This window comes from Crossiella sp. S99.2, assembly GCF_023094165.1.
Lineage (GTDB): Bacteria > Actinomycetota > Actinomycetes > Mycobacteriales > Pseudonocardiaceae > Crossiella.
The window spans coordinates 75,550-96,352 of sequence record NZ_JALMDK010000017.1 but is presented as its reverse complement, the minus strand read 5'-3'; the positions used below and the strand labels follow the sequence as shown (position 1 = coordinate 96,352).

Genomic DNA, 20,803 nt, shown 5'->3' with positions numbered 1-20,803 from the left:
TTTTATCCCGGTTGAATGTCAGGGTATCCGTCAATGTCCCGCTTGGTGGAGGGAGTGGCCGTGAACACCAGCGCGGTGGAGCCCCGGTCGAAGTTCCTGCGTGTGGCCTTCCGTGGCCTGGCCGTGATCGAGAAGGTCGGCAACCGGCTGCCCAATCCGTTCTGGTTGTTCTGGCTGTTGGCCGGGGTGGTCGTGGTGCTCAGCGCGGTGCTGGCCGCGGTCGGGGTCACCGCGGTCAACCCGGCCACGAACAAGGTCATCTCGGTGCGCAGTCTGGTCAGCGCCGACGGGCTCAAGCTGATCATCGAGGGGGCGGTGAGCAGCTACGCGAACTTCCCGCCGCTGGCCACGATCATCACCGTCATGCTCGGGATCGCGGTGGCCGAACGCAGTGGGCTGTTCACGGTTCTGCTGCGGCGGATGGTCGCGCGGGTGCCGGGGCGGTACCTGACCTTCGCGGTGGCCATGACCGCGATGGTGGGCCACGTCGCCGGTGACGCCGCCTACGTCACGCTGATCCCACTGGCCGCGCTGGTCTTCCGCGCCGCCGGGCGCAGCCCGGTCCTCGGCTGCATCGTCGCCTACGTCTCGATCTCCGCCGGCTACGACGCCTCGCCGTCGCTGACCACCACCGACGTCCTGCTCTCCGCGATCTCCACCGCGGCGGCCCGCACCATCGACCCCGGCTACCTGGTGACCCCGGTGGCGAACTACTTCTTCGGCCTGGCCTCCTCGGTGCTGGTCGCGCTGGTGATCACGATCGTGGTGGAGAAGGTGCTGGCGCGGCGGCCGGACCTGGCCGCCGACGAGGAAGCGGAGCAGGACGGTGCCGCCGAGTTCGGCGAGATGGCGGTGACCGCGGCGCAGCGGCGCGCGCTCCGGGTGACCGGGCTGGTCGCCCTGGTGTTCATCGCGGTGCTGGTGGTGGCGATGATTCCGGCGGGCTCCCCGCTGCGCGGCCCTGGCGGCAGTGTGGTCAACTCGATGTTGTTCACCGGCATGGCGCTGGTGCTCGGGGTGTTCTTCGCGGTGCTCGGCACCGTCTACGGCCGGATGACCGGCGCCTACACCGCAACGAGCGGCATCATCGCCGCGATGGTGGAGGGCATCCGGTCGATGGCGCCGATCCTGGTGCTGTTCTTCGCGATTTCGCAGTTCCTGGCCTACTTCAAGTGGAGCAACATCGGCGAGGTGCTGGCCATCACCGGCGCGCAGGGCCTGCGCGAGCTGAACTTGCACGGCTGGGTGGTGCTGGTCGGCATCGCGGTGCTGATCACGGTGATGAACCTGGTCATCACCAGCGGCTCCGCGCTGTGGTCGCTGGCCGCGCCGACCCTGATCCCGATGCTGATGCTGATCGGGATCAGCCCGGAGACCACCCAGGCCGTCTACCGGGTCGCCGACTCGGTCACCAACTGCGTCACCCCGATGAGCCCGTATTTCGTGATGGCGCTGGGTTTCATCCAGCAGTACCGCAAGTCCGCTGGCATCGGCACCCTGGCCTCGTTCACCCTCCCGCTGGCCGCGGTCATCTGGGTCGTCTGGGTCGCCTTCTTCGTGGCCTGGTACCTGCTGGGTGTGCCGTTCGGGCCCGGCTCCTGAGCACACCCGCGATCCGGCCCGGCAGCACGACTGAGAGAGAGCCATGACCCCGGCACCTGACCTGCTCACCCGCGCGCACGCGGTCTCAGCGGAGATCATCGACGACATCCGCACCCTGGTCAGCCACGAGACCGGCAGTTACGACCTCCCGAAGCTGGCGGTGGGCCTGGACTTCCTGCAGGATTTGGCGCTGCGCAGGCTCGGCGCGCCAGAGCACCAGCGGTACCTGCCCGGCAGCGGCCACGGCGCCGCCGCCACCCTCACCTACGCCGGAACCGGGCCAGGCCACGTCGCCTTGCTCGGCCACTACGACACCGTGTGGCCCACCGGCACCCTGGACCGGTGGCCTGCCGCGCAACCCGGGGACACCGGCAGGCAACGACTCGGTGGGCCGGGCATCTTCGACATGAAAACCGGCCTGGCGCAAGGGATCTGGGCGCTGAAGCTGGCCCGCGAGTCCGGTGCGCAGACACCGGCGGTCACGTTCGTCTTCACCGGCGATGAGGAGATCGGCTCCCCGCTGTCCCGGCCGCTGATCGAGGAGGTGGCCAAGAGCGTGGACCTGACCCTGGTGCTCGAACCCAGCGCGGGCGGGGCGGTCAAGACCGGACGCAAGGGCACCGGGATCTTCACCGTCACCGCCACCGGCGTCGAATCCCACGCCGGGCTCGCCCCAGGGGACGGTGCGAGCGCGATCCTGGCCCTGGCCGAGTTCGTGGTGGCCGCCGCGGCCGTCGCCGATCCCGCCGCGGGCACCACGATCAACACCGGGCTCATCAGCGGCGGCACCGGCAGCAACGTGGTGGCCGGGCAGGCCACCGCCAGCGTCGACATCCGGGTCCGCGACCAGGCGGAACAACAGCGGGTCGACGCGGCCCTGGCGGCGATCACCGTCAGCGACCCGCGAGCGCGCATCACCATCGCGCACCACTGGAACCGCCCGCCGATGACCCTGAACTCCGCCTCGGTCCCGCTGCTGCGGCTCGCGCAATCAGTGGCCAGGGACCACGGCCGCGAACTGGGCCACGCCGCCGTCGGCGGTGCCAGCGACGCCAACTTCATCGCCGCGCTTGGCCTGCCGGTGCTGTGCGGGCTGGGCGCGGTCGGCGGCAACGCCCACGCGGCAGGTGAATTCATCTATCCCGACACCGTGGCACCGCAGACCGCACTCGTCGCGGGCATGCTCGGCCGGCTCGGGAGCATTCTCTGATCACCGGGTGTCCCCGGACCAGCCCCGCGTGCGCGGGGACGACACTTCCTGACCTGTGAGGTTGCCGGCCACTGGTCGAAGCATGAGGTCGATGCCCTCGAAGTCCACCGGAACCCAGTTGTGGTCGTGGCCCCTGAACGCCAGGCCCTGTTGGTTGTCGGTCTGGTGCACCATGATCGCCCGGCCGGTGCGCGCCATCTCCACCACCCGCACCCACCGCCGCGGCCAGTTCCGCATTTCCGGGTCGTGGTGTCAGCGGAAGTCCGCGACGTGGTCGCGGGCCCACTCCGCGAAGGTCCGGGCCGGGCGGCCGGTGGCCTCCCGCACGCCGGGCCACGGGCGCAGCAATGCGGAGTAGTCCTGTTCGGACGTTCCATCCTGCCCCGAACCCTCGGCGCCGCCGTAGTCCACGAACCCGAGCAGCAGGTCGGCGTTCGCGGCGGCGGTCCCGCCCTGTGCCTTGAGCAGCTCACGGGCGTGCTCGCGGGTGACTTCCTGGTAGCGGACCTCCTCGCCCAGGGCCGCGCTGATGGCCTCGACCTGTTGGCGGTAGGTGATCTGGGCGGGCCCGCTGAGCGTGTAGACCGCGCCGACGTGGCGGTCCTCCAGGAGTGCCGCGACGGCGACGGCCGCCACGTCCGCCTCGTGCACCGGTACCCCGATCTGGTCGGCGAAGGGGTAGCGGACCACCCGTCCGGCCCGGATGGACGGGGCCCAGACCGGCAGCATGTTCGTCATGAACTCGCCCGGCCGCACCATCGTCCACTCCAGACCGGACTCCCGCACCGCCTCCTCCACTCGTGGGTGGTGGTAGGTGTCCAGGCCGACGGTGACGGCCGCGGCGGACAGGACGACCACCCTGCGCACGCCCGCCTGCTTGGCCAGCGCGACGACCTCGCGAGCGGTCTCCGGCACGGCGAACAGGTACAGCCGGTCCACCCCGTCGAAGGCGGGCGCGAGCGTGGCGGGTTCGGTCAGATCGCCCCGCACCACCTCAACTCCCGCCGGCAGGCCGGCCGCCGCAGGGTTGCGGGTCAACGCCCGCAGGGACACCCCCGCCTGGCGGAGCTGGTCGACCACGTGCCTGCCCACCAGGCCGGTCGCACCGGTGACCAGGACCTTCCTCGGCGTTTCGCTCATGGGGCAACCATAGGGTCGAATGCGGACGGCTTGTGTCCTAGATGGAGCATCGGACGGGGTGTTGAGCCGGGCCATTCCGAGACCGATGTGACTAGAATTCCGTCATGACGAGTTTCCGCGCGGCGGTCGAAGCCCGTGACCCGGAGGCCCTCGCGGCCACCCTGGCCGACAACGTGGTGTTCACCAGCCCGGTGGCCTTCCGCCCGTACCAGGGCAAGCCGATCACGGCGGCGATCCTGCGGGGAGTGCTGCGGACGTTCGAGGACTTCCGCTACGTCCGCGAGATCGGCGGCGACCGCGACCACGCCCTGGTCTTCCAGGCACGCATCGGCGAGACCCAGGTGGAGGGCTGCGATTTCCTGCACCTGGACGAGCACGGTCTGATCGACCAGCTGACCGTGATGGTGCGCCCGCTCTCCGCCGCCCAGGCGCTGTCCGAGGCCATGGGCGCGCAGTTCGATCGCATCAAGCAGGAGGCCATGAACGGCTGAGGCGCCGGCCGCGGTGACGAGCTGACGACCGGTGTGCGGCAGCGAGGTGATCGGGTGGTGGAACGAGTCCGAGCTGGCCGGAACGGGTCGCTTCGAGCCCCGTCACGAGGCTCGAAGCGACCGCCGTTCTCAGTCGTTCTGGTGTTCGGCCCACCACTGCTTGCCGGTCTCCGGCAGGCTGGTGATCGGGTCGTAGTACGGGTACCGCCGGTCCAAAGCCTCGGCGTCCTGTAGCTCGATCCCGGTGCGGTAGTTCTTTGTCCAGTAAGAGATTCCGCGCTCCCGGTCGTACTCCGAGATCTGGTGCACCCACCGCTTCCCCACATACGGCACATCGCACACGATCCGCGGCGTCGCGTACCCGGGCAGGTACCCCATGATCGCGTGCTGCAACTCCATCGCCTCCCACACCGCGACCCGCCAGTGCTCGGCGTTGGGGATCATGTCGCACATGTAGAAGTAGTACGGCAGGATGTTCGCCTCGCCCTGCAGCGCGAAACACAGGTCCAGCAACGCGTCCGGGGTCGCGTTGACGCCGCGCATCAGCACGCCCTGGTTGCGGACGTCGCGGATGCCGACCTCCATCGCCGTGCGGGCGGCCTCGGCGACCAGGGGGGTCACGGACTGGGCGTGGTTGACGTGGGTGTGGATGGCCAGGTTGACGCCGCGGCGGCGGGCGGTGCGGGCCACGCGTTCCAGGCCCTCGACGACCTTGGGCTGGAGCCAGTGCTGGGGGAGGCCGGCCAGGGCCTTGGTAGCCAGGCGGATGTCGCGGACGGTGGGGATGTCCAGCAGGCGCATCAGGAAGGATTCCAGTTGCGGCCACGGGACGTTGGCCACGTCGCCGCCGGAGACCACGACGTCGCGGACGCCGGGGGTGCGTTTGAGGTAGTCGATCATCTGGTCTTGCCGGTCGACCGGTTTGAGGGACAGTTTGTGCTTATCCACCAACGGGGTTGAGTTGCCGACCAGGTCCATCCGGGTGCAGTGGCCGCAGTACTGCGGGCAGGTGGAGAGCATCTCCGCGAGCACCTTGGTGGGGTAGCGGTGGGTCAGCCCCTCGACGACCCACATCTCCGCCTCGTGCAGCGAGTCGCGGCTGCTGTGCGGGTGACTGGTCCACTCGCGCAGGCGGTCGCTGGCCACCGGCATCATGTAGTTGCGCACCGGGTCGGCCAGGAAGGCCTTGGTGAACTCCGCGCCAGGGGCCGCGCCCTCGGGGACCATGGTGTTGATCATCTGCGGTGGGATCAGCATCGACATGGTGGCCATGCGCTGCTGGTCGGCGTCGAGGTCCGCGTAGAAGTCCTCGGAGAGCAGTTCGCCCATCACCTTGCGCAGCTGCTTGGCGTTCTTCACGCAGTTCACCCGCTGCCACTGCGCGTCGCGCCACTGCGCCTCGGTCACCGCACGCCATCCTGGGAAGCGTCGCCAGTCGGGTTCGACCAGCTCCTTCCGGACATAGGTGTATGGCTGCCGAGCAGCGTGTTCGAGCGCCTCGGACACCGACGCAACCTCGTGAACCGCAGTCATAAGTACTCCTCGCCCTCAGGAAGACGTAAAGATATGCTGCCAGAGCGCAAGGCTGACGTAAATCTTCCGGAGGTGACTGTGACGGAGCGTGGTGGTTCGTCGCCGTACGGTTTGCACCGCGTGATCGAGCCGGCCGGGGTGCTGCCCCAGCAGGCGTGGCGGCTTGACCCCGATCCGACGCCCGGTCCGGCCGAGGTCGTGATCGACGTCGAGCGGCTCAACCTGGACGCCGCCTCCTACCGCCAGCTGCGCGAAGCCCACCCGGACGCCGCTGACCTGCGGAAAGCAGTGCTGGACATCGTGGCCGAGCGCGGCAAGATGCAGAACCCGGTGACCGGGTCCGGCGGCATGCTCATGGGCACCGTACGCGCGGTCGGACCGGACTCGCCGCTGGGTCTCAAGCCGGGGGACCGGGTGGCCACGCTGGTCTCGTTGAGCCTGACGCCGCTGGTCATCACCGATGGGCTGGCCGGCTGGGACGGGGCGGGGGAGCAGGTGCCCTGCCGGGGGACCGCGGTGCTGTTCGGGCGTTCGATCGCCGCCGTGCTGCCCGCTGACCTGCCGGAATCCCTGGCGCTGTCCGTGCTGGACGTGTGCGGCGCGCCCGCGCTGACCGACCGGATCGTGCGCCGCAAGAACGCCGAACGGGGCCGCCCGGCCACCGTGTGTGTGCTCGGTGGCGGTGGCAAGTCCGGGTCGTTGTCGCTGGTCGCGGCACGTCGGGCCGGGGCGGGACGGCTGGTGGCGCTGGTGCCGACCGAGGCGGAGGCCGCATCCGTGCGGGCCGCCGGGATCGCCGATGAGGTGGTGCTCGCCGACGCCCGGAACCCGGTCGCGGTCGGCGAGGCCGTTGGCGAGCAGGTCGACGTCACCGTGGTGTGCGTGGACGTGCCGGGCTGCGAGCACGGGGCCGTGCTGGCCACCGCCGACGGCGGCACGGTGATCTTCTTCTCCATGGCCACCTCCTTCAGCGCCGCCGCACTGGGCGCGGAGGGCCTGGCCGCCGATGTGGAGATGCTGGTCGGCAACGGGTACGTGCCGGGGCACGCCGACTTCGCCCTGGACCTGCTGCGCGCCGAGCCGGGGGTCCGGATGATGTTCGAGGCCCGCGAACGGCAGACTTCGCCGGTGTGAGCACCATGAGCCCCCCGAACCCCGCCACCGCCACCACGACGCTGCTGCTCAATGGCCGCGTGCACTCGCCTGCCGCGCCCGATGCCACCGCCATGGCCGTCGCCGACGGCATCGTGGTGTGGGTCGGGCAGGACTCGGTCGGTCGCGCCCTGCACCCGGACGCGGAGATCATCGACCTGGACGGCGCGTTCGTCGCGCCCGCCTTCGTGGACGCGCACGTGCACGCCACCTCGGCCGGACTGCTCTACAGCGGCCTGGACCTCACCGGCTGCCGCACCCTGCGCGAGTGCCTGGACCTGGTCCGCGCCTACGCGGCCGAGCATCCTGGCGTGCTGATCTGGGGGCACGGCTGGGAGGAGGTCAACTGGGCCGAGGGCCGCCCGCCGACCCGCGCCGAACTGGACGAGGCCGCCGGTGGCGCGCCCGTCTACCTGTCCCGGATCGACGTGCACTCCGCCCTGGTCACCACCGCGCTGCTGCACCGCGCCCCGGGAGCCAGGGACGCCGACGGCTGGTCCGAACAGGGCCCGCTGGCCCGCGCGGCACACCACCACGTGCGCCGGGCGGCCAAGGAATCGCTGACCGCCGCCCAGCGGCAGGAAGCCCAGCGGCTCTTCCTCACGCACGCGGCGAGTCTCGGGGTGGCCGCGGTGCACGAGTGCGCCGGACCGGACATCTCCAGCCCCGAGGACCTCACCGACCTGCTGCGGCTGTCCGCCACCGGGGACGTGCCGCAGGTCTTCGGCTACTGGGGCGAGGCAGGCGGCCTGGCCGTGGCCAAGGAACTCGGCGCCACCGGGGTGGCCGGGGACCTGTTCGTGGACGGCGCGCTCGGCTCGCGCACCGCCGCGCTGTGCGAGCCCTACACCGACGACCCCAGCACCTCCGGCGCGCTCTACCTGGACGCGGACGCGGTCGCCGAGCACCTCATCGCCTGCACCAGGGCCGGGGTGCAGGGCGGCTTCCACGTCATCGGCGACCGGGCGGTGGCCCAGGTGGTGGCGGGCTTCGCCAAGGCGGAGAACGTGGTCGGCGCGGCCGCGCTGGCCGCCCGGCACCACCGCCTGGAGCACCTGGAGATGGTCACCGCGGAACAGGCCGCGCGGCTGGCCGGGTGGGGTGTGATCGCCTCCATGCAGCCGCTGTTCGACGACGCCTGGGGCGGCACCGATCGCGCCTACGCCCAGCGCCTCGGCTTGCCCCGCGGCGCCCAGCTCAACCCGTTCGCCACCGTCGCCGCGGCGGGCATGGTGCTGGCCTTCGGCTCCGATGTGCCGGTCACGCCGGTGGATCCGTGGGCGACCGTGCGCGCCGCCGTGTACCACCGCACCGAGGGCCTGGGCATCTCACCGCGGGCCGCCTTCACCGCGCACACCCGTGGCGGCTGGCGGGCCGCGGGCATCCAGGACGGCGTCAGCGGCACCCTGCAGCCCGGCGCGCCGGCCACCTACGCGGTGTGGGCGGCGGGTGAGCTGGTGGTGGCCGCACCCGATGAGAAGGTGCAACGCTGGTCCACCGACCCGCGCTCCCGGGTGCCTGCCCTGCCTCGCCTGGACGCCGGGGCCGGACTGCCGCGTTGCCTGCGCACCGTGCTGCGCGGGCGCACCATCCACCACATCGAGGAGGACCGCCGGTGAGCCGGGAGACAATGCTCGACCTCGACGCCGAGGTCGTCGCACGGGCACGGCGGCTGGCGGCCGAGGCCGCGTTGCCGGTGGTGACCCTGGCCAAGGCGCACACCACGGTCGCGGTGGAACGCGCCACCCTGCGCCTGGCCGGGATCACCGGCGCGGACACCACGCACCGGGCGGGCGATGTGCCCTGGGTGAACCGGGTGGTGGACACCGTGCGCGAGCAGTGCGGCCTGGCGCACGGCTCGGTGCTGCCGGTCTTCCATGCCTTGCGGGAACACGGTTTCAGCGACCTGACCGAGCTGGCCGAGGCCACCGCGGCCGGGCAGATCACCTTCACCGTGCCCACCGGTAAAGCGGCCGAGCGGGCGGCCAAGACCGCGCGGGTGGCCGTGGCCAAGGGCATGCGGCGGATCGACCGCAACCGCGCCCAGCGAGCCAAACTCGTGGACCGCATCGGCGATCCGGCGCAGCGGCCGTGGATCTACCTGATCGTGGCCACCGGCGACATCGACGAGGACGTGGTGCAGGCCTGCAACGCCGCCCGCGCCGGAGCCGATGTGATCGCGGTGATCCGCTCCACCGGACAGTCCCTTCTGGACTATGTGCCGGAGGGCGCGACGCACCACGGGTTCGCTGGAACCTATGCCACGCAAGAGAATTTCCGCATCATGCGGGCCGCGCTGGACGAGGTCAGCAAGGAGGTCGGCCGCTACGTGCGGCTGACCAACTACGCCTCCGGCCTGTGCATGCCCGAGATCGCGGTGCTGGGCGGGCTGGAACGCCTGGACATGATGCTCAACGACTGCATGTACGGCATCCTGTTCCGCGATATCAACCCGATCAGAACCTTTGTGGACCAACGGTTCTCCCGCCAGGTGCACGCGCGCGCCGGGATCATCATCAACACCGGCGAGGACAACTACCTCACCACCGCCGACGCGGTCGAGGCCGCGCACACGGTCACGGTGTCCCAGCTGCTCAACGAGCATTTCGCGCACGAGGCCGGACTGCCCGATGAGCTGCTGGGCCTCGGCCACGCCTTCGAGATCAACCCGGAGCTGCCGGACTCCTTCCGGATGGAACTCTCGCACGCCCTGCTGGCCCGCGAGCTGTTCCCGGACGCGCCGCTGAAGTGGATGCCGCCCACCAAGCACATGACCGGCGACGTCTTCCGCGGCCACCTCCTGGACGGCTTCTTCAACCTGGCCGGGGTGCTCACCGGGCAGAGCATTCTGTTGGTGGGCATGATGACTGAGGCCGTGGTGACCCCGTGGCTCTCCGACCGCGACCTGGCCCTGGCCAACGTGCGCTACGTGCTCAACGCGGCCGGCCGGCTGGCCGAGGACTTCCGGCCGGCCCCGGACGGCTTCATCGTCAAGCGCGCCAACCAGGTCCTCGGCGAAGCGGTCGACCTGCTGGAACGCATCGTCGACGACGGCCTGCTCACCGCGATCGCGCACGGCACCTTCGGGTTGATGAAACGTCCGCCGGAGGGCGGCAAGGGCGCCGACGGCGTGATCGAGAAGGCCGACGGCTACGTCAACCCGGCCAGTGACCTGCTGGACGAGGGGAGCGACCGATGAGCGGCGAGAAGCGGCACGTCCGCCCCTACGGGGACACCACCGGCGACGGCATGGTGCAGATGTCCTTCACCCTGCCCGTCCCGCACGGCCCGCGCGCCGAGGGCGCCGCCCAGCAGCTGGCCAACAAGATGGGCATGGACCCGGCCATGGTGGTCCACTCCAACCCCATCGGCGCGGACTTCACCTTCGTGGTGGTCTACGGCTCGGTGCAGCACATCATCGACCTGGACGCCGTGCAGGTGGTCGAACGCGAGTACCCGCTGCTCACCCCCGCCGACGTCAACGCGACGGTGAAGAAACGGTTGCGCCGCAAGCTGACCGTGGTCGGCGCCTGCATCGGCACCGACGCGCACACCGTGGGCATCGACGCCATCCTCAACATCAAGGGCTTCGCCGGCGAGAAGGGCCTGGAGTACTACCGGGAACTGCGCGTGATCAACCTGGGCGCCCAGGTCACCGTGCCCGACCTGGTCAAGCGCGCCCGCGCGGAGAAGGCCGACGCGGTGCTGATCTCCCAGGTGGTCACCCAGCGGGACGCGCACATCCACAACACCCAGGAGATGTCCGCCGCCTTCCGCGAGGCCATGGGCGAACGCCGCCCGCTGCTGGTGGCCGGCGGCCCCCGGTTCGACCCGCTGATGGCCGAGGAACTCGGCGTGGACCGGGTCTTCGGCCGCGGCACCACCCCGGGTGAGGTGGCCAGTTTCCTGGTCCACGCGATGAACGAGCGGAAGGTGGCGGTGTGAGCGCGGCACTGGTCGAAGGGTTCTCGGTCACGCACAGCAGGTACGTGCCGTACGCGCACGCCCACTACGGCGGCAACCTGGTGGACGGGGCGTACAGCCTGGGCCTGTTCGGCGATGTGGCCACCGAGCTGTGCATCCGCACCGACGGCGACGAGGGCCTGTTCGCCGGCTACTCGGGCGTGGAGTTCCTGGCCCCGCTGCACGCCGGGGACGTGGTGGAGGTGACCGCCACGCTGACCCGGATCGGCAACCGCTCCCGCTCGGTGGCCTTCGAGGCCCGGGTGACCTGCCGAGCCAACCCGGACCGCGGCCCGTCCGCCGCCGACGTCCTGCCCGAACCCCTGGTGATCACCAGAGCCACCGGCACGGTCGTGGTCCCACTCCCCGCAGGCTAACCCACCCGGCGTGTTGGCCGTTCTCGTACGGGGTCTTGGCCGTTGTGGCACGTCGGTTTGGGCCAACTGGTACGCCGGTTTGGCTCAAGTGGGCGTACCGGTTGGCCCAAGTGGTACGGGGTTTGGATCACGCCGCCGATTCGCCAACAGAGTCGTCGAGTTGGGCCAACACGGTGTACGACAACGGCAAACCCGGTGTACGAGAACGGCCAACACACTGGGACTGATGGACCATCATGGGCGGCATGAGCGGTGTCCTCTGCCCCACCACGACCGCGGAACTGGATCATGGCCTGGTCGAGTACCGGTTCGACCAGCGCGGCAGCGCCACCGTGCTGGTGTTGCACGGCGGACACCTCAACGCGGGCCTCGCGCTCGGTGAGGACGTGTTCGCCGACGCCGGTTACTCGGTGCTGGCGCCCTCGCGCCCCGGATACGGCCGCACACCCCTGGCCACCGGCACCACGACCAGCGGATTCGCCGATGTCCTCCGTTCGCTGTGCGAGCACCTCGGCATCGCCCGGATCGCCGCCGTGGTCGGCGTTTCGGCCGGCGGACCGACCGCGATGGCGATCGCCGCCCGCCACCCGGACCTGGTCGAGCGGGTCATCCTGCAGAGCGCGGTCGGCCCGGTCCCGTGGCCGGACGCGCGGACCCGCCTGGCCGCCCGGATCGCGTTCGTCCCCGCGACCGAGCGCGTCACCTGGTCAGTCGTGCGCGCGATCATGCGCCTCGCACCGGATCTCGGCCTGCGCCTGCTGCTGGGTGACCTCGCCGCGCTGCCTGCCAAGCAAGTCGTGCGCGCACTGTCCGCCGAGGACCGCCGGATGCTGATCGAGCTGTTCTCCCGGATGCGGTCCGGCGAAGGCTTCCGCAACGACCTCGCCACCCTCCGGGCCGGGGCCGACCAGGTGGTCACCCAGCCCACCCTGGTGATCGCCAGTCGCAACGACGGCGCCGTGCCCTTCGCCCACGCCGAGGCCCTGTCCGCCGCGATCCGGCACAGCAGGCTGATCGAGAGCGCCGCCGACAGCCACTTCGTCTGGCTCAGCCACGACTGGCCGGCGATCAGCGGCAAGATCCGCGACTTCCTCGCCGACTGAATCCCGGCCCGCACCGGCTGTGACCCAGCCGTGACATAACGCGGATATCACGCGGACATGGCAGGGCCAGTTTGGCGGCCATGCGACTACAGACCACAGCCTTGGCCGCCACCCTCGCGGTGGTGGCCACGATGGCGGGCGCCGTCCCGGCGCTGGCCATCAAGGGCGGCATCCAGTCACCCCAGCCCTACTCGTTCATGGGGTCGTTGCAGCGGCCCGATTCGCCGCGCGCGGACGGTCACGTCTGCGGGGTCACGCTGATCGCGCCGCAGTGGGCGGTCACCGCCAGCCACTGCGTGCGCAACCCCAACCAGGCCCAGGTCGGCACCCCGCGGGACTGGAAGGTCCGCTTCGGCGCGCTGAGCACCAAAACCGGCGGCGAACTCACCGAGGTCGACAAGTTCTACCGCTACTCCAACTACGTGCACGAAGGCGATTTCGCCCTGCTGCACCTGAAAACCCCGGTCCGCGCCGAACCGGCGAAGATGCCCTCGGCCACGCCGGCCGACCACACCCCGGCGCGCATCCTCGGCTGGGGCATGACCTGTGACGACCGGAAACCGGAGTGCTACCCGGAATTCCTGCGCGAGGCCGACACCGTCGTGCAGCCGGACGAGCTGTGCAAGCCCGCGGGCATCCACGAGGAGCGGGAGATCTGCGTGGGCGCCAAGGACGGCAGCGTGGCGCCGACCAACATGGACTCCGGCGGTCCCGCGCTGATCCGCGAGGGCGACCGGTGGGTGGTGGTCGGCGCGGTCAGCGGCGGCAACTCCACCCAGCCCATCGTCTACACCGACGTGCACTGGTTCACCGGCTGGATCAACGGCATCACCAGCGGCACCGCCGTCCCGCCGGACAGCCCCCGCCCGAACCTGGAGGGCGCGGTCGACCTGGGCATGTGCGCGGCCTCGGTGGTCCGCACCCCGGAGTCCCGCCCGCAGGACCCGGCGCTGATGCTGACCAACGGCCACTGCGTGGGCGAGAACCAGCCCAAGCCCGGGTCCGCGCTGGTGGACCAGCCCGCCGACCAGGTGGTGCGGATCGGCGACCGCGACGGCTACGCCGAGGCCACCGCGAAGGCGAACCGGCTGCTGTACGCCACCATGACCGGCACCGACATCGCGCTGTACCGCCTGGACCAGACCTACGCCCAGCTCGAAGCCGACGGCGCCAAGATCTTCCAGCTCGCGACCAGCCCGGCTCGTCAGGGGGACAAGATCGACATCCTCTCCGGCGGGCAGGGCAACCGCTTCAGCTGCGTGGTCGAGGCCGAGGTGCCGCACCTGCGTGAGGACGGCTACCAGCAGGACGGCGCGTTGCGTTACGCGGCTGGATGCGGGGCCTCGCACGGGTCTTCGGGCTCGCCGTTGGTTGCGGCGGATGGGGTGACCGTGGTGGGGGTGCACAACACCGGGAATGACGCCGGGGAACAGTGCACTCGGAACAACCCGTGCGAGGTGGCCGCGGACGGGACGGTGACGGTGAAGAAGGGGCACCGGTACGGCCAGCGCACCAGCATGATCCCGGCCTGCGTCGGGGCCGGCTCGGTGCTGGACCTGACCCGGCCGGGCTGCACGCTGACCCGCCCGGCAGCCTGACCAACGGGCCGGGCCTCACCCCACGGTGGGACCCGGCCCGCCACCCCGCGTCCCATAACGGCCAACACACCGCCCACAACGGCCAACTAGCCGTCCACAACGGCCAACACACCGTCCACAACGGCCAACACGCGCGGGGAAGGGTGTGTTGGCCGGTTTCGTACGGGGTGTTGGCCGAAGTGGGACGGTGTGTTGGCGGTTGTGGGTGGGTTAGGGGTAGGTGGGGAGGTGGGGGAGGGTGATGCCGAACCACTTGCGGTAGGCCGCGAGCAGGTCGGCTTGCTCGATCTGCTGTTCGTGGCGCAGGTCGCCCTCGGTGCGGATCAGGGTGTGGCCGGAGAGGGTGACTCGGTCCGCGCCGTTCTCCAGGGGGAGGGAGACCATCACGTTGCGGGTGAAGTGGGACTTGGGGGAGGTCTGGTGCCACCAGCACATCGGGGCGAAGTCGCGTAGCGGCAGTGGGCGCGGGTCGACCCGGTAGGCGCCGGAGTCGCCGTGCCAGACCTCGACCTCGGGGCCCGCGTCGATCAGTCGGAAGGTGCCGCCCGCGTCCGCCTGGGGCGCTCTGGAGTCCCAGCGCAGGGGGCTCAGGGCGAAGCGGCCGAAGCCGACGTCGGAGAGCCACACCACGCCCTGCTCGTCGGTCACCAGCAGCGCCAGGTGGTCCTGGGGCGGGCCCAGGGCGGTGGCGTGGAAGACCCGCGCGCCGGCCAGGGTCACCGTGAAGCCGACCGCGCGCAGCAGCTCGGCGAACAGGCCGTTCAACTCGAAGCAGAAGCCGCCGCGGCGGTGGGTGATGATCTTCTCCGCCAGATCGGCCGGGTCCAGGCTCAGCTCGCCGGGCAGGTGGATGCCCAGGTTCTCGAACGGGACCGTGCGCAGATGACGTCGTTGCAGGTCAGCTAATGCAGCGGCGGTGGGGGCGGCCGGGAGTTCGGCGCCGATGCGGGCGAGGTAGGCGGCGCGGGTCGTGGTGTCCACGGGGGGAGTCTGCAACCTCGGGCCCGCAGGAGGCCCAGCGTTCTTCGTCACCCGGAAGACTCACTTGTGCCGGTCCGGGCACCCGCTGACCCGGGCTCCGCTACCGTCAGCGACTACGCTTGCCGGGTGAGTCGGCCGATGGCCCGAATGGATCACGGCCCTGCGATACCGGCGCGCCCTGACGACAAAGACGAACACCGACCGGCGGAGGCGATGGCGCCGTCCACCGCCGGCGAGGAGGACACGGAATGGCCGACCAGCGCGACAGCCACGCGGAGAACCGGAGCCCGAGTGGGCCGCCCAGCCCGGTGCTGGTGGTGATCCCGACCTACAACGAGCGGGAGAACGTCCAGCTCATCGTGGGCAGGCTGCACGCGACATTGCCGGAGGCCCACGTGCTGGTCGTCGACGACGGCAGCCCGGACGGCACCGGCGAGGTCGCCGACGAGATGGCCGCCAAGGACGAGCGCGGCCGCATCCACGTGATGCACCGGACCGAGAAGGCCGGGCTCGGCGCGGCCTACATCGCCGGGTTCAAGTGGGCCCTGGAGCGGAACTACGCGGCCATCGTGGAGATGGACGCCGACGGTTCGCACGCCCCGGAGGACCTGCCCCGGCTGCTCAACGCCCTGATCGACTCCGACCTGGTGATCGGCTCCCGCTATGTCACCGGCGGCAAGGTGGTCAACTGGCCGAAGCGGCGCGAGATCCTTTCCCGCAGCGCCAACATCTACGCCCAGGTGGCCATCGGCGTGCGGATCAAGGACATCACCGCGGGCTACCGGGCCTACCGCCGCGAGGCCCTCGACAAGATCATCCAGGATGGCGTGACCTCGATCGGTTACTGCTTCCAGATCGATCTGGCCTGGCGCACGGTGCAGGCCGGGTTCCGGGTGGTCGAGGTGCCCATCACCTTCACCGAGCGCGAGATCGGCGTCTCCAAGATGAGCGGCAACATCATCAGCGAGGCGCTGCTGCTGGTCGGCAAGTGGGGCGTCAAGCACCGGGCCGGTCAGCTCAAGAAGCTGTTCAGCAGGCGCTGAGTCGCACGTAGACGCACGAAGGCCGTCCGGGCGGGAGAACCGGACGGCCTTCGTTTTTTCCTGTGCGCGGGAGGTGCGGTGGTGCGTTCAGTCCGGGTTGATCCAGGTGCGGATCAGGCGGAGGTGGCGCTCCGGCGTCCCCGAAGCTCCTCAAGCCGCTCGGTGAGCAGCTCCTCAAGCTCGGGGATGGAACGACGCTCGAGCAGCATGTCCCAGTGGGTGCGCGGGGGCTTGGTCTTCTTCGCCTCCGGCTGGCTGCCGTCGATCATCTCCGACTCGGTCCCGTGCAGACGACATTCCCAGGTGGAGGGAAGTTCCGCGTCGTCGGCGAACGGGACGTCGAACTCGTGCCCCTTCGGGCAGGCGTACCGCACCGACCGGCGCGGTGCGAGGTCGTGGTTACGGTCGGTCTCGTAGCTGACAGCTCCGAGCCGGCTGCCACGCAGAACGCGGTCGGCCATGACGGTGTCCTTTCGCTCGGCTGAAGACCGCCCGCCTTCAGCTCACGGCGTACTGCTTACAGAGTGCAACAACGAGGGCGTCGTTGTCGTTCCCGGTTTGGCCTAGTTGGTCGCCCTCGGTGATCTATTTCACCTATCAACGAGGACGTCCTCCATAGGGATGTCATCGCCGCAGAGTCATGACGCGTTATCAGCGCATGCTACGGGTAGTTCACCCAGTTGGGGGTAGGTATTGAGGGCTGATGCAGATCAAGCCAGGCTGAGCTGGCCCACCGGTGTCGAGGTGGGACCAAGCTCACCTAGACGAAAGTGCCTCCGGCACAGCACTTGGTAACGGACCGTAGCTCCTGCGTCGCTCTCGCGCTGGGCACGGTCCGTATCCGGTACTGGCTGGTCCGTATCGGTCACCGTGTCCGCGACAAAAACCGTGTCACCCGCTCGGACTATCTGGTTACCCAGGATCCGCGCGTTGAACCGCCCCTGCAAGCCGCACCAGCACAGCACCTCCACCTGCACCGCCTGCAGCTCGTCAGCCAGCTCGAACAGCCGCCGTGAGCCCGGGAAAAGCTCACTGCGGAAGTCCGTGGCGATGCCGAAGCAGTAGACGTCGACCTGCACCTCATCGGCCAGCTCGGCGAGCTGTTCGACCTGGGCGGCGCTGAGGAACTGCGCCTCGTCGACGATCACGTAGTCCACCCGGCGGCCCTCGGCCCAGCACTGCCGGACCAGTAACACCAGGTCGGTGTCCTCGTGCACCTCCACCGCGTGCCGGGTCACCCCGATCCGGCTGGAGATCTGCGGCTGCCCGGATCGGTCATGCCGCACGAGCAGCAGCCCGCCCCGGCCCTGCCGGGCCAGGTTGTGGTCGATCTGCAGCGCGAGGGTGGACTTGCCGCAGTCCATCGGTCCGTAGAAGAACCGCAGCCGGCCCGAGACGGGCAGCGCCCGCCGCGCTCCGGCCGCGGGCACCGCGGACAGGGCGTCGGTGGGATCCGGTTGGTTGGGTACCGCAAGTACGTCCACGGGCCGTGACCCTAACGTGAGGCCGTTGTTGATCACAGCACCGCCGGTTCTGAGTTGCCGACGGCGCGGATCGCGCGGCGGACCGGAACCAGCCAAACCAGGATGAATCCGACGATGAAGAAGATCATCATGCTCAGGATCGCCAGCCGGAACGAGCCGGTGGCCTGTCCGATCCCGGCGTAGACCAGCGGACCGAGCCAGGAGGTCGAGCGCTCGCCGATCTCGTACACCGCGAAGTACTGGCCCTCCTTGCCCGCCGGGACCATCTGGCTGAACAACGACCTGGCCAGCGCGTTGGTGCCGCCGAGCACCAGGCCGATGCCCGCGGCAATGCCGAAGAACTGCAGCTGCTCCCCGGCCTGCACGAAGTAGGCCAGCGCGAGCATGATGATCCACACCACCAGGCTGCCCAGGATGGTCTTCTTGGCGCCGATCCGCTTGGCCACCAGGCCGTGCAGCACGCCGCCGATGAAGGCCACGAACTGGGTCATCAGGATGGCCGTGATCAGTGTGGACTGCGGCAATTTCAGTTCAAGACTGCCGTACTGGCCCGCCACGTTGGCCACCGTGGAGATGCCGTCGGTGAAGATCAGGTAGGAGCCGAGGAAGGCCAGCGTCAGCGGGAACTTGCGCGCATACCGCAGGGTGTCGCCGAGTTCGCGGAAGCCGCCGCCGATCTTCCCGCCGCCCAGGTCGGCCCGCTCGGGTTTGGGCCGGTCGCGCAGCACCCGCAGCGGCACCAGGGTGAAGGCCGCCCACCAGATCCCGGTGAGGATGAAGCAGGCCCGCACCGCCTCGCTCTGCGCCAGCCCGAACAGCTCGTGGCCCTGGAACAGCCCGAGTTGCAGCGCCAGGCACACCCCGCCGCCGAGATAGCCGAAGGCCCAGCCCCTGGAGGAGAGCGCGTCGCGTTCGTCCGCGGTGGAGATCTCCGGGATGAAGGCGTAGTAGACCACCACCGAGGTGCCCCAGCAGATGTTGCCGATGGTGAACAGCAGCACCCCGATCTGCCAGTTCTGCCCCTCCACCAGCGCGAGCAGGCAGGTGGCCACCGCGCCGGTGAAGGCGAACCCGGCCAGCATCCGCCGCTTGTTCTGGCTGCGGTCCGCGATCGCCCCGGCCACCGGCAGCACCAGCACCTGGATCACGGTGGCGAAGGAGAGCAGGTAACCCCACAGCGACCCGGCCGGGAACACCAGGCCCAGGATGCTGACATCGCACTGCACCAGGGTGTTGTCATTGGCGCACGGCGTCGGCCCGTTCAGCGCCGTGTCCGCCTCGGCCGCGGCGCGCGCGATCGAGGTCAGGTACAGCGACAGGAAGACGGTGACGACCGAGGTCGGGAAAACCGAGTTCGCCCAGTCATACCAACACCATCCGCGTTGCGTCCGCCGCCGTTCCTCCGGCGTGGCGACCGCGGTGCCCGCACTGTCCAACCCACTCATCCCCGACCTCCCGGCGCGGTGTGCCGTGCCCGCGCAGTGGGGGGACTGTACTGGCCGTGGATGACGAACCGGCCAGCCCGCAAGCGAGTCGTGACGAATCCGAGTATTTACCCCCAATTCGTCACGGTGGATCACCTCAGACCGTGATGTGCGAGCCCGGTTCGGCGAACTCCACCGGCCCGGTGAACCGCGCCGCCGCCCGGGTCACCGCGTCATCCGGGGAGACCGAGCGGCCCAGGTGAGTCAGCAGCAGACGACGTGCGCCGGCGGCCTGTGCGGTCTCTCCCGCGTCCTCCGGGGTGTGGTGCACCGGCGGCTCGTCCGCGGGGCGCCGGTCGCTCTCGGCCTCGCACAGGAGCAGATCGCAGCCACTGGCCAGCTCGGTCAGCGCGGGGCAGGCCGCGGTGTCGCCGGAGAAGACCAGGCAGGCATCGGGGGACTCGACCCGGACGCCGAAGGCCGGGATGCCGTGCTCGACCGCGCGACTGGTCAGGGTCAGCTCGCCGAGCTGGACCTGGTGGCCGTCGTGCAGCTCATGGATGGCGAAGGCGGACTCCACCGGGCTGCGCTCCGGGCCGTTGGTCAGGAAGTTCGCCAGGCGGTCGGCCAGGCCCGGCGGGCAGTACAGCGGCAGCGGGTCCCGGTCGATGTCGGCGTAGCGCAGCGCGTAGTAGGCGGTGAGCAGGTCGGCGGTGTGGTCGGCGTGCGCGTGCGAGATCCAGATCGCGGTCAGCCCGGCCAGGCCGGTGTGGTGCTGCAGCGGGCCGAGGGTGCCGGTGCCCGCGTCCATCCAGACCCGGGTGTCCCCGTTGGTGACGAGGTAGCCGGAGCAGGGGTTGTCCCGGGTGGGGTAGGGCGTGGCGTTGCCCAGGACGGTCAGGGTCAGTTCGTTCACCCGCACAGCCTAGTTCGTGACCGTTCCGGTACTCGTGCCGCGGTTGTGACCGGTGTGATCAAGTCCTACCGTGTCCACTATGGACAGACCGGGACCGCTCCGACTGGTTGCCGTGCTGCTCGCCACGGGTGCGGCCCTGTTCGCCTTCGGTGCCACCGCGGCCGCTGATCCGTCCACAGTGGACTGGCAGCGGTTACGGATGTGCGAGTCCACCGACCGGTACCACGTGGACACCGGCAGCGGCTACTACGGCGCCTACCAGTTCGACCTGCCCACCTGGCGCAGTGTCGGCGGCAGCGGCCTGCCGCATCAGGCCAGTCCGGCCGAACAGGACTTCCGGGCGCTCTACCTGTACCGGATGCGTGGCTGGCAGCCCTGGGAGTGCGCGGGCAAGCTCGGCCTGCGCGCTGACCGGGACGCGCGCAGCAAGCGGGTACCCGACTACGGCGAGGCCAGTTACATCAGCGGCGCCAAAACGCCGGTGTGGCCCGGCCGGGTGTTCGGGCCGGGGGACTGCCATCCGGCGTTGCGCACCTGGCAGCTGCGGATGAACGCCTACGGCTACGGCTTCACCGGCACCGGCTGCTACCAGGACAAGACCAAGGCCGCGGTGCTGGACCTGCAACGCGCCAACGGCATCAAGGACTCCGGCCTGCTCGGCCCGAAGACCTGGTCCGCAGCCTGGACCGGCAAACCCCCGCGCTAGCCGCCGCACCCGTCGAGTTGGCCCAACTGGTACGCCAAGTTGGGCAAACCGGGCGTACGAGTTGGCCCAAGTCGACGGGA

At 70.1% G+C, this 20,803-nt stretch carries 20 protein-coding genes; 12 read left to right on the top strand and 8 right to left on the bottom strand.

All coding sequences use genetic code 11. The features are described from left to right. Nucleotides 1-33 precede the first annotated feature (33 nt). Entirely contained in the window at nucleotides 34-1,602 is a 1,569-nt protein-coding gene (locus MZC64_RS41550) for an AbgT family transporter (RefSeq protein ID WP_374205866.1), read from the top strand. Between the two features lie 43 nt (nucleotides 1,603-1,645). After that, nucleotides 1,646-2,812: a M20 family metallopeptidase gene (locus MZC64_RS41545; protein ID WP_247764817.1), complete on the top strand. Its 1,167-nt coding sequence runs from the start codon at nucleotides 1,646-1,648 to the stop codon at nucleotides 2,810-2,812. Here the strand turns inward: MZC64_RS41545 and MZC64_RS41540 are convergent, their stop codons facing one another. Both MZC64_RS41540 and MZC64_RS41535 read right to left on the bottom strand, forming a co-directional pair. After that, on the bottom strand, nucleotides 2,813-3,049 hold the full coding sequence (locus MZC64_RS41540) for a type I-E CRISPR-associated endoribonuclease Cas2 (RefSeq protein WP_247764818.1): 237 nt from the start codon (nucleotides 3,047-3,049) through the stop codon (nucleotides 2,813-2,815). It abuts the gene before it with no gap. A gap of 15 nt (nucleotides 3,050-3,064) precedes the next feature. Next, nucleotides 3,065-3,952 carry an NAD(P)H-binding protein gene (locus MZC64_RS41535; protein ID WP_247764819.1) on the bottom strand — a complete coding sequence of 296 codons (888 nt, stop codon included), beginning with the start codon at nucleotides 3,950-3,952 and terminating at the stop codon, nucleotides 3,065-3,067. 104 nt (nucleotides 3,953-4,056) lie between these two features. On the opposite strand from MZC64_RS41535, the gene MZC64_RS41530 reads away from it, so the two are divergent. Further along, nucleotides 4,057-4,443: a nuclear transport factor 2 family protein gene (locus tag MZC64_RS41530; RefSeq protein WP_247764820.1), complete on the top strand. Its 387-nt coding sequence runs from the start codon at nucleotides 4,057-4,059 to the stop codon at nucleotides 4,441-4,443. A gap of 129 nt (nucleotides 4,444-4,572) precedes the next feature. Here MZC64_RS41530 and MZC64_RS41525 read toward each other — a convergent pair whose 3' ends face one another. After that, nucleotides 4,573-5,976: a KamA family radical SAM protein gene (locus tag MZC64_RS41525; protein WP_247764821.1), complete on the bottom strand. Its 1,404-nt coding sequence runs from the start codon at nucleotides 5,974-5,976 to the stop codon at nucleotides 4,573-4,575. 120 nt (nucleotides 5,977-6,096) lie between these two features. Here MZC64_RS41525 and MZC64_RS41520 point away from each other — a divergent pair, with 120 nt between their 5' ends. From MZC64_RS41520 to MZC64_RS41490, 7 genes are all read left to right on the top strand, one after another. Further along, entirely contained in the window at nucleotides 6,097-7,110 is a 1,014-nt protein-coding gene (locus MZC64_RS41520) for an L-erythro-3,5-diaminohexanoate dehydrogenase (RefSeq protein WP_247764822.1), read from the top strand. A gap of 5 nt (nucleotides 7,111-7,115) precedes the next feature. Then, nucleotides 7,116-8,747, top strand: a complete 1,632-nt coding sequence (locus MZC64_RS41515) for an amidohydrolase (protein WP_247764899.1) — start codon at nucleotides 7,116-7,118, stop codon at nucleotides 8,745-8,747. Then, on the top strand, nucleotides 8,744-10,327 hold the full coding sequence (locus MZC64_RS41510; RefSeq protein WP_247764823.1) for a lysine 5,6-aminomutase subunit alpha: 1,584 nt from the start codon (nucleotides 8,744-8,746) through the stop codon (nucleotides 10,325-10,327). Before MZC64_RS41515 ends, MZC64_RS41510 begins: the two co-directional genes overlap by 4 nt. Continuing rightward, nucleotides 10,324-11,073, top strand: coding sequence for an OAM dimerization domain-containing protein (locus tag MZC64_RS41505; protein ID WP_247764824.1), 750 nt, complete (start codon nucleotides 10,324-10,326; stop codon nucleotides 11,071-11,073). Before MZC64_RS41510 ends, MZC64_RS41505 begins: the two co-directional genes overlap by 4 nt. Beyond that, nucleotides 11,070-11,468, top strand: coding sequence for a hotdog domain-containing protein (locus MZC64_RS41500; RefSeq protein ID WP_247764825.1), 399 nt, complete (start codon nucleotides 11,070-11,072; stop codon nucleotides 11,466-11,468). The genes MZC64_RS41505 and MZC64_RS41500 overlap by 4 nt, the downstream gene beginning before the upstream one ends. 245 nt (nucleotides 11,469-11,713) lie before the next feature. After that, nucleotides 11,714-12,571, top strand: coding sequence for an alpha/beta fold hydrolase (locus MZC64_RS41495; protein WP_247764826.1), 858 nt, complete (start codon nucleotides 11,714-11,716; stop codon nucleotides 12,569-12,571). A gap of 80 nt (nucleotides 12,572-12,651) precedes the next feature. Next, nucleotides 12,652-14,169 (top strand): trypsin-like serine protease, encoded by a 1,518-nt coding sequence (locus tag MZC64_RS41490; RefSeq protein WP_247764827.1) that lies wholly within the window; start codon nucleotides 12,652-12,654, stop codon nucleotides 14,167-14,169. A gap of 210 nt (nucleotides 14,170-14,379) precedes the next feature. Here MZC64_RS41490 and MZC64_RS41485 read toward each other — a convergent pair whose 3' ends face one another. Next, nucleotides 14,380-15,150 (bottom strand): arylamine N-acetyltransferase, encoded by a 771-nt coding sequence (locus MZC64_RS41485; protein ID WP_247764828.1) that lies wholly within the window; start codon nucleotides 15,148-15,150, stop codon nucleotides 14,380-14,382. 248 nt (nucleotides 15,151-15,398) lie between these two features. Here MZC64_RS41485 and MZC64_RS41480 point away from each other — a divergent pair, with 248 nt between their 5' ends. Beyond that, nucleotides 15,399-16,193, top strand: a complete 795-nt coding sequence (locus MZC64_RS41480; protein ID WP_247764829.1) for a polyprenol monophosphomannose synthase — start codon at nucleotides 15,399-15,401, stop codon at nucleotides 16,191-16,193. Between the two features lie 113 nt (nucleotides 16,194-16,306). Here the strand turns inward: MZC64_RS41480 and MZC64_RS41475 are convergent, their stop codons facing one another. The 4 genes from MZC64_RS41475 to MZC64_RS41460 form a co-directional block, all read right to left on the bottom strand. Then, the gene (locus MZC64_RS41475) at nucleotides 16,307-16,654 is read right to left on the bottom strand and encodes an RNA polymerase-binding protein RbpA (protein ID WP_247764830.1); all 348 of its coding nucleotides are present in this window, start codon (nucleotides 16,652-16,654) and stop codon (nucleotides 16,307-16,309) included. A 249-nt stretch (nucleotides 16,655-16,903) separates the two neighbouring features. Beyond that, nucleotides 16,904-17,677, bottom strand: coding sequence for a thymidine kinase (locus MZC64_RS41470; protein ID WP_247764831.1), 774 nt, complete (start codon nucleotides 17,675-17,677; stop codon nucleotides 16,904-16,906). A 32-nt stretch (nucleotides 17,678-17,709) separates the two neighbouring features. Further along, the gene (locus MZC64_RS41465; RefSeq protein ID WP_247764832.1) at nucleotides 17,710-19,122 is read right to left on the bottom strand and encodes an MFS transporter; all 1,413 of its coding nucleotides are present in this window, start codon (nucleotides 19,120-19,122) and stop codon (nucleotides 17,710-17,712) included. A gap of 136 nt (nucleotides 19,123-19,258) precedes the next feature. After that, a complete protein-coding gene (locus MZC64_RS41460; RefSeq protein ID WP_247764833.1) occupies nucleotides 19,259-20,017 on the bottom strand; it encodes an MBL fold metallo-hydrolase in 759 nt (252 codons plus the stop codon). A gap of 79 nt (nucleotides 20,018-20,096) precedes the next feature. Here MZC64_RS41460 and MZC64_RS41455 point away from each other — a divergent pair, with 79 nt between their 5' ends. After that, the gene (locus MZC64_RS41455; RefSeq protein ID WP_247764834.1) at nucleotides 20,097-20,723 is read left to right on the top strand and encodes a transglycosylase family protein; all 627 of its coding nucleotides are present in this window, start codon (nucleotides 20,097-20,099) and stop codon (nucleotides 20,721-20,723) included. The last annotated feature ends 80 nt before the right edge of the window (nucleotides 20,724-20,803 follow it).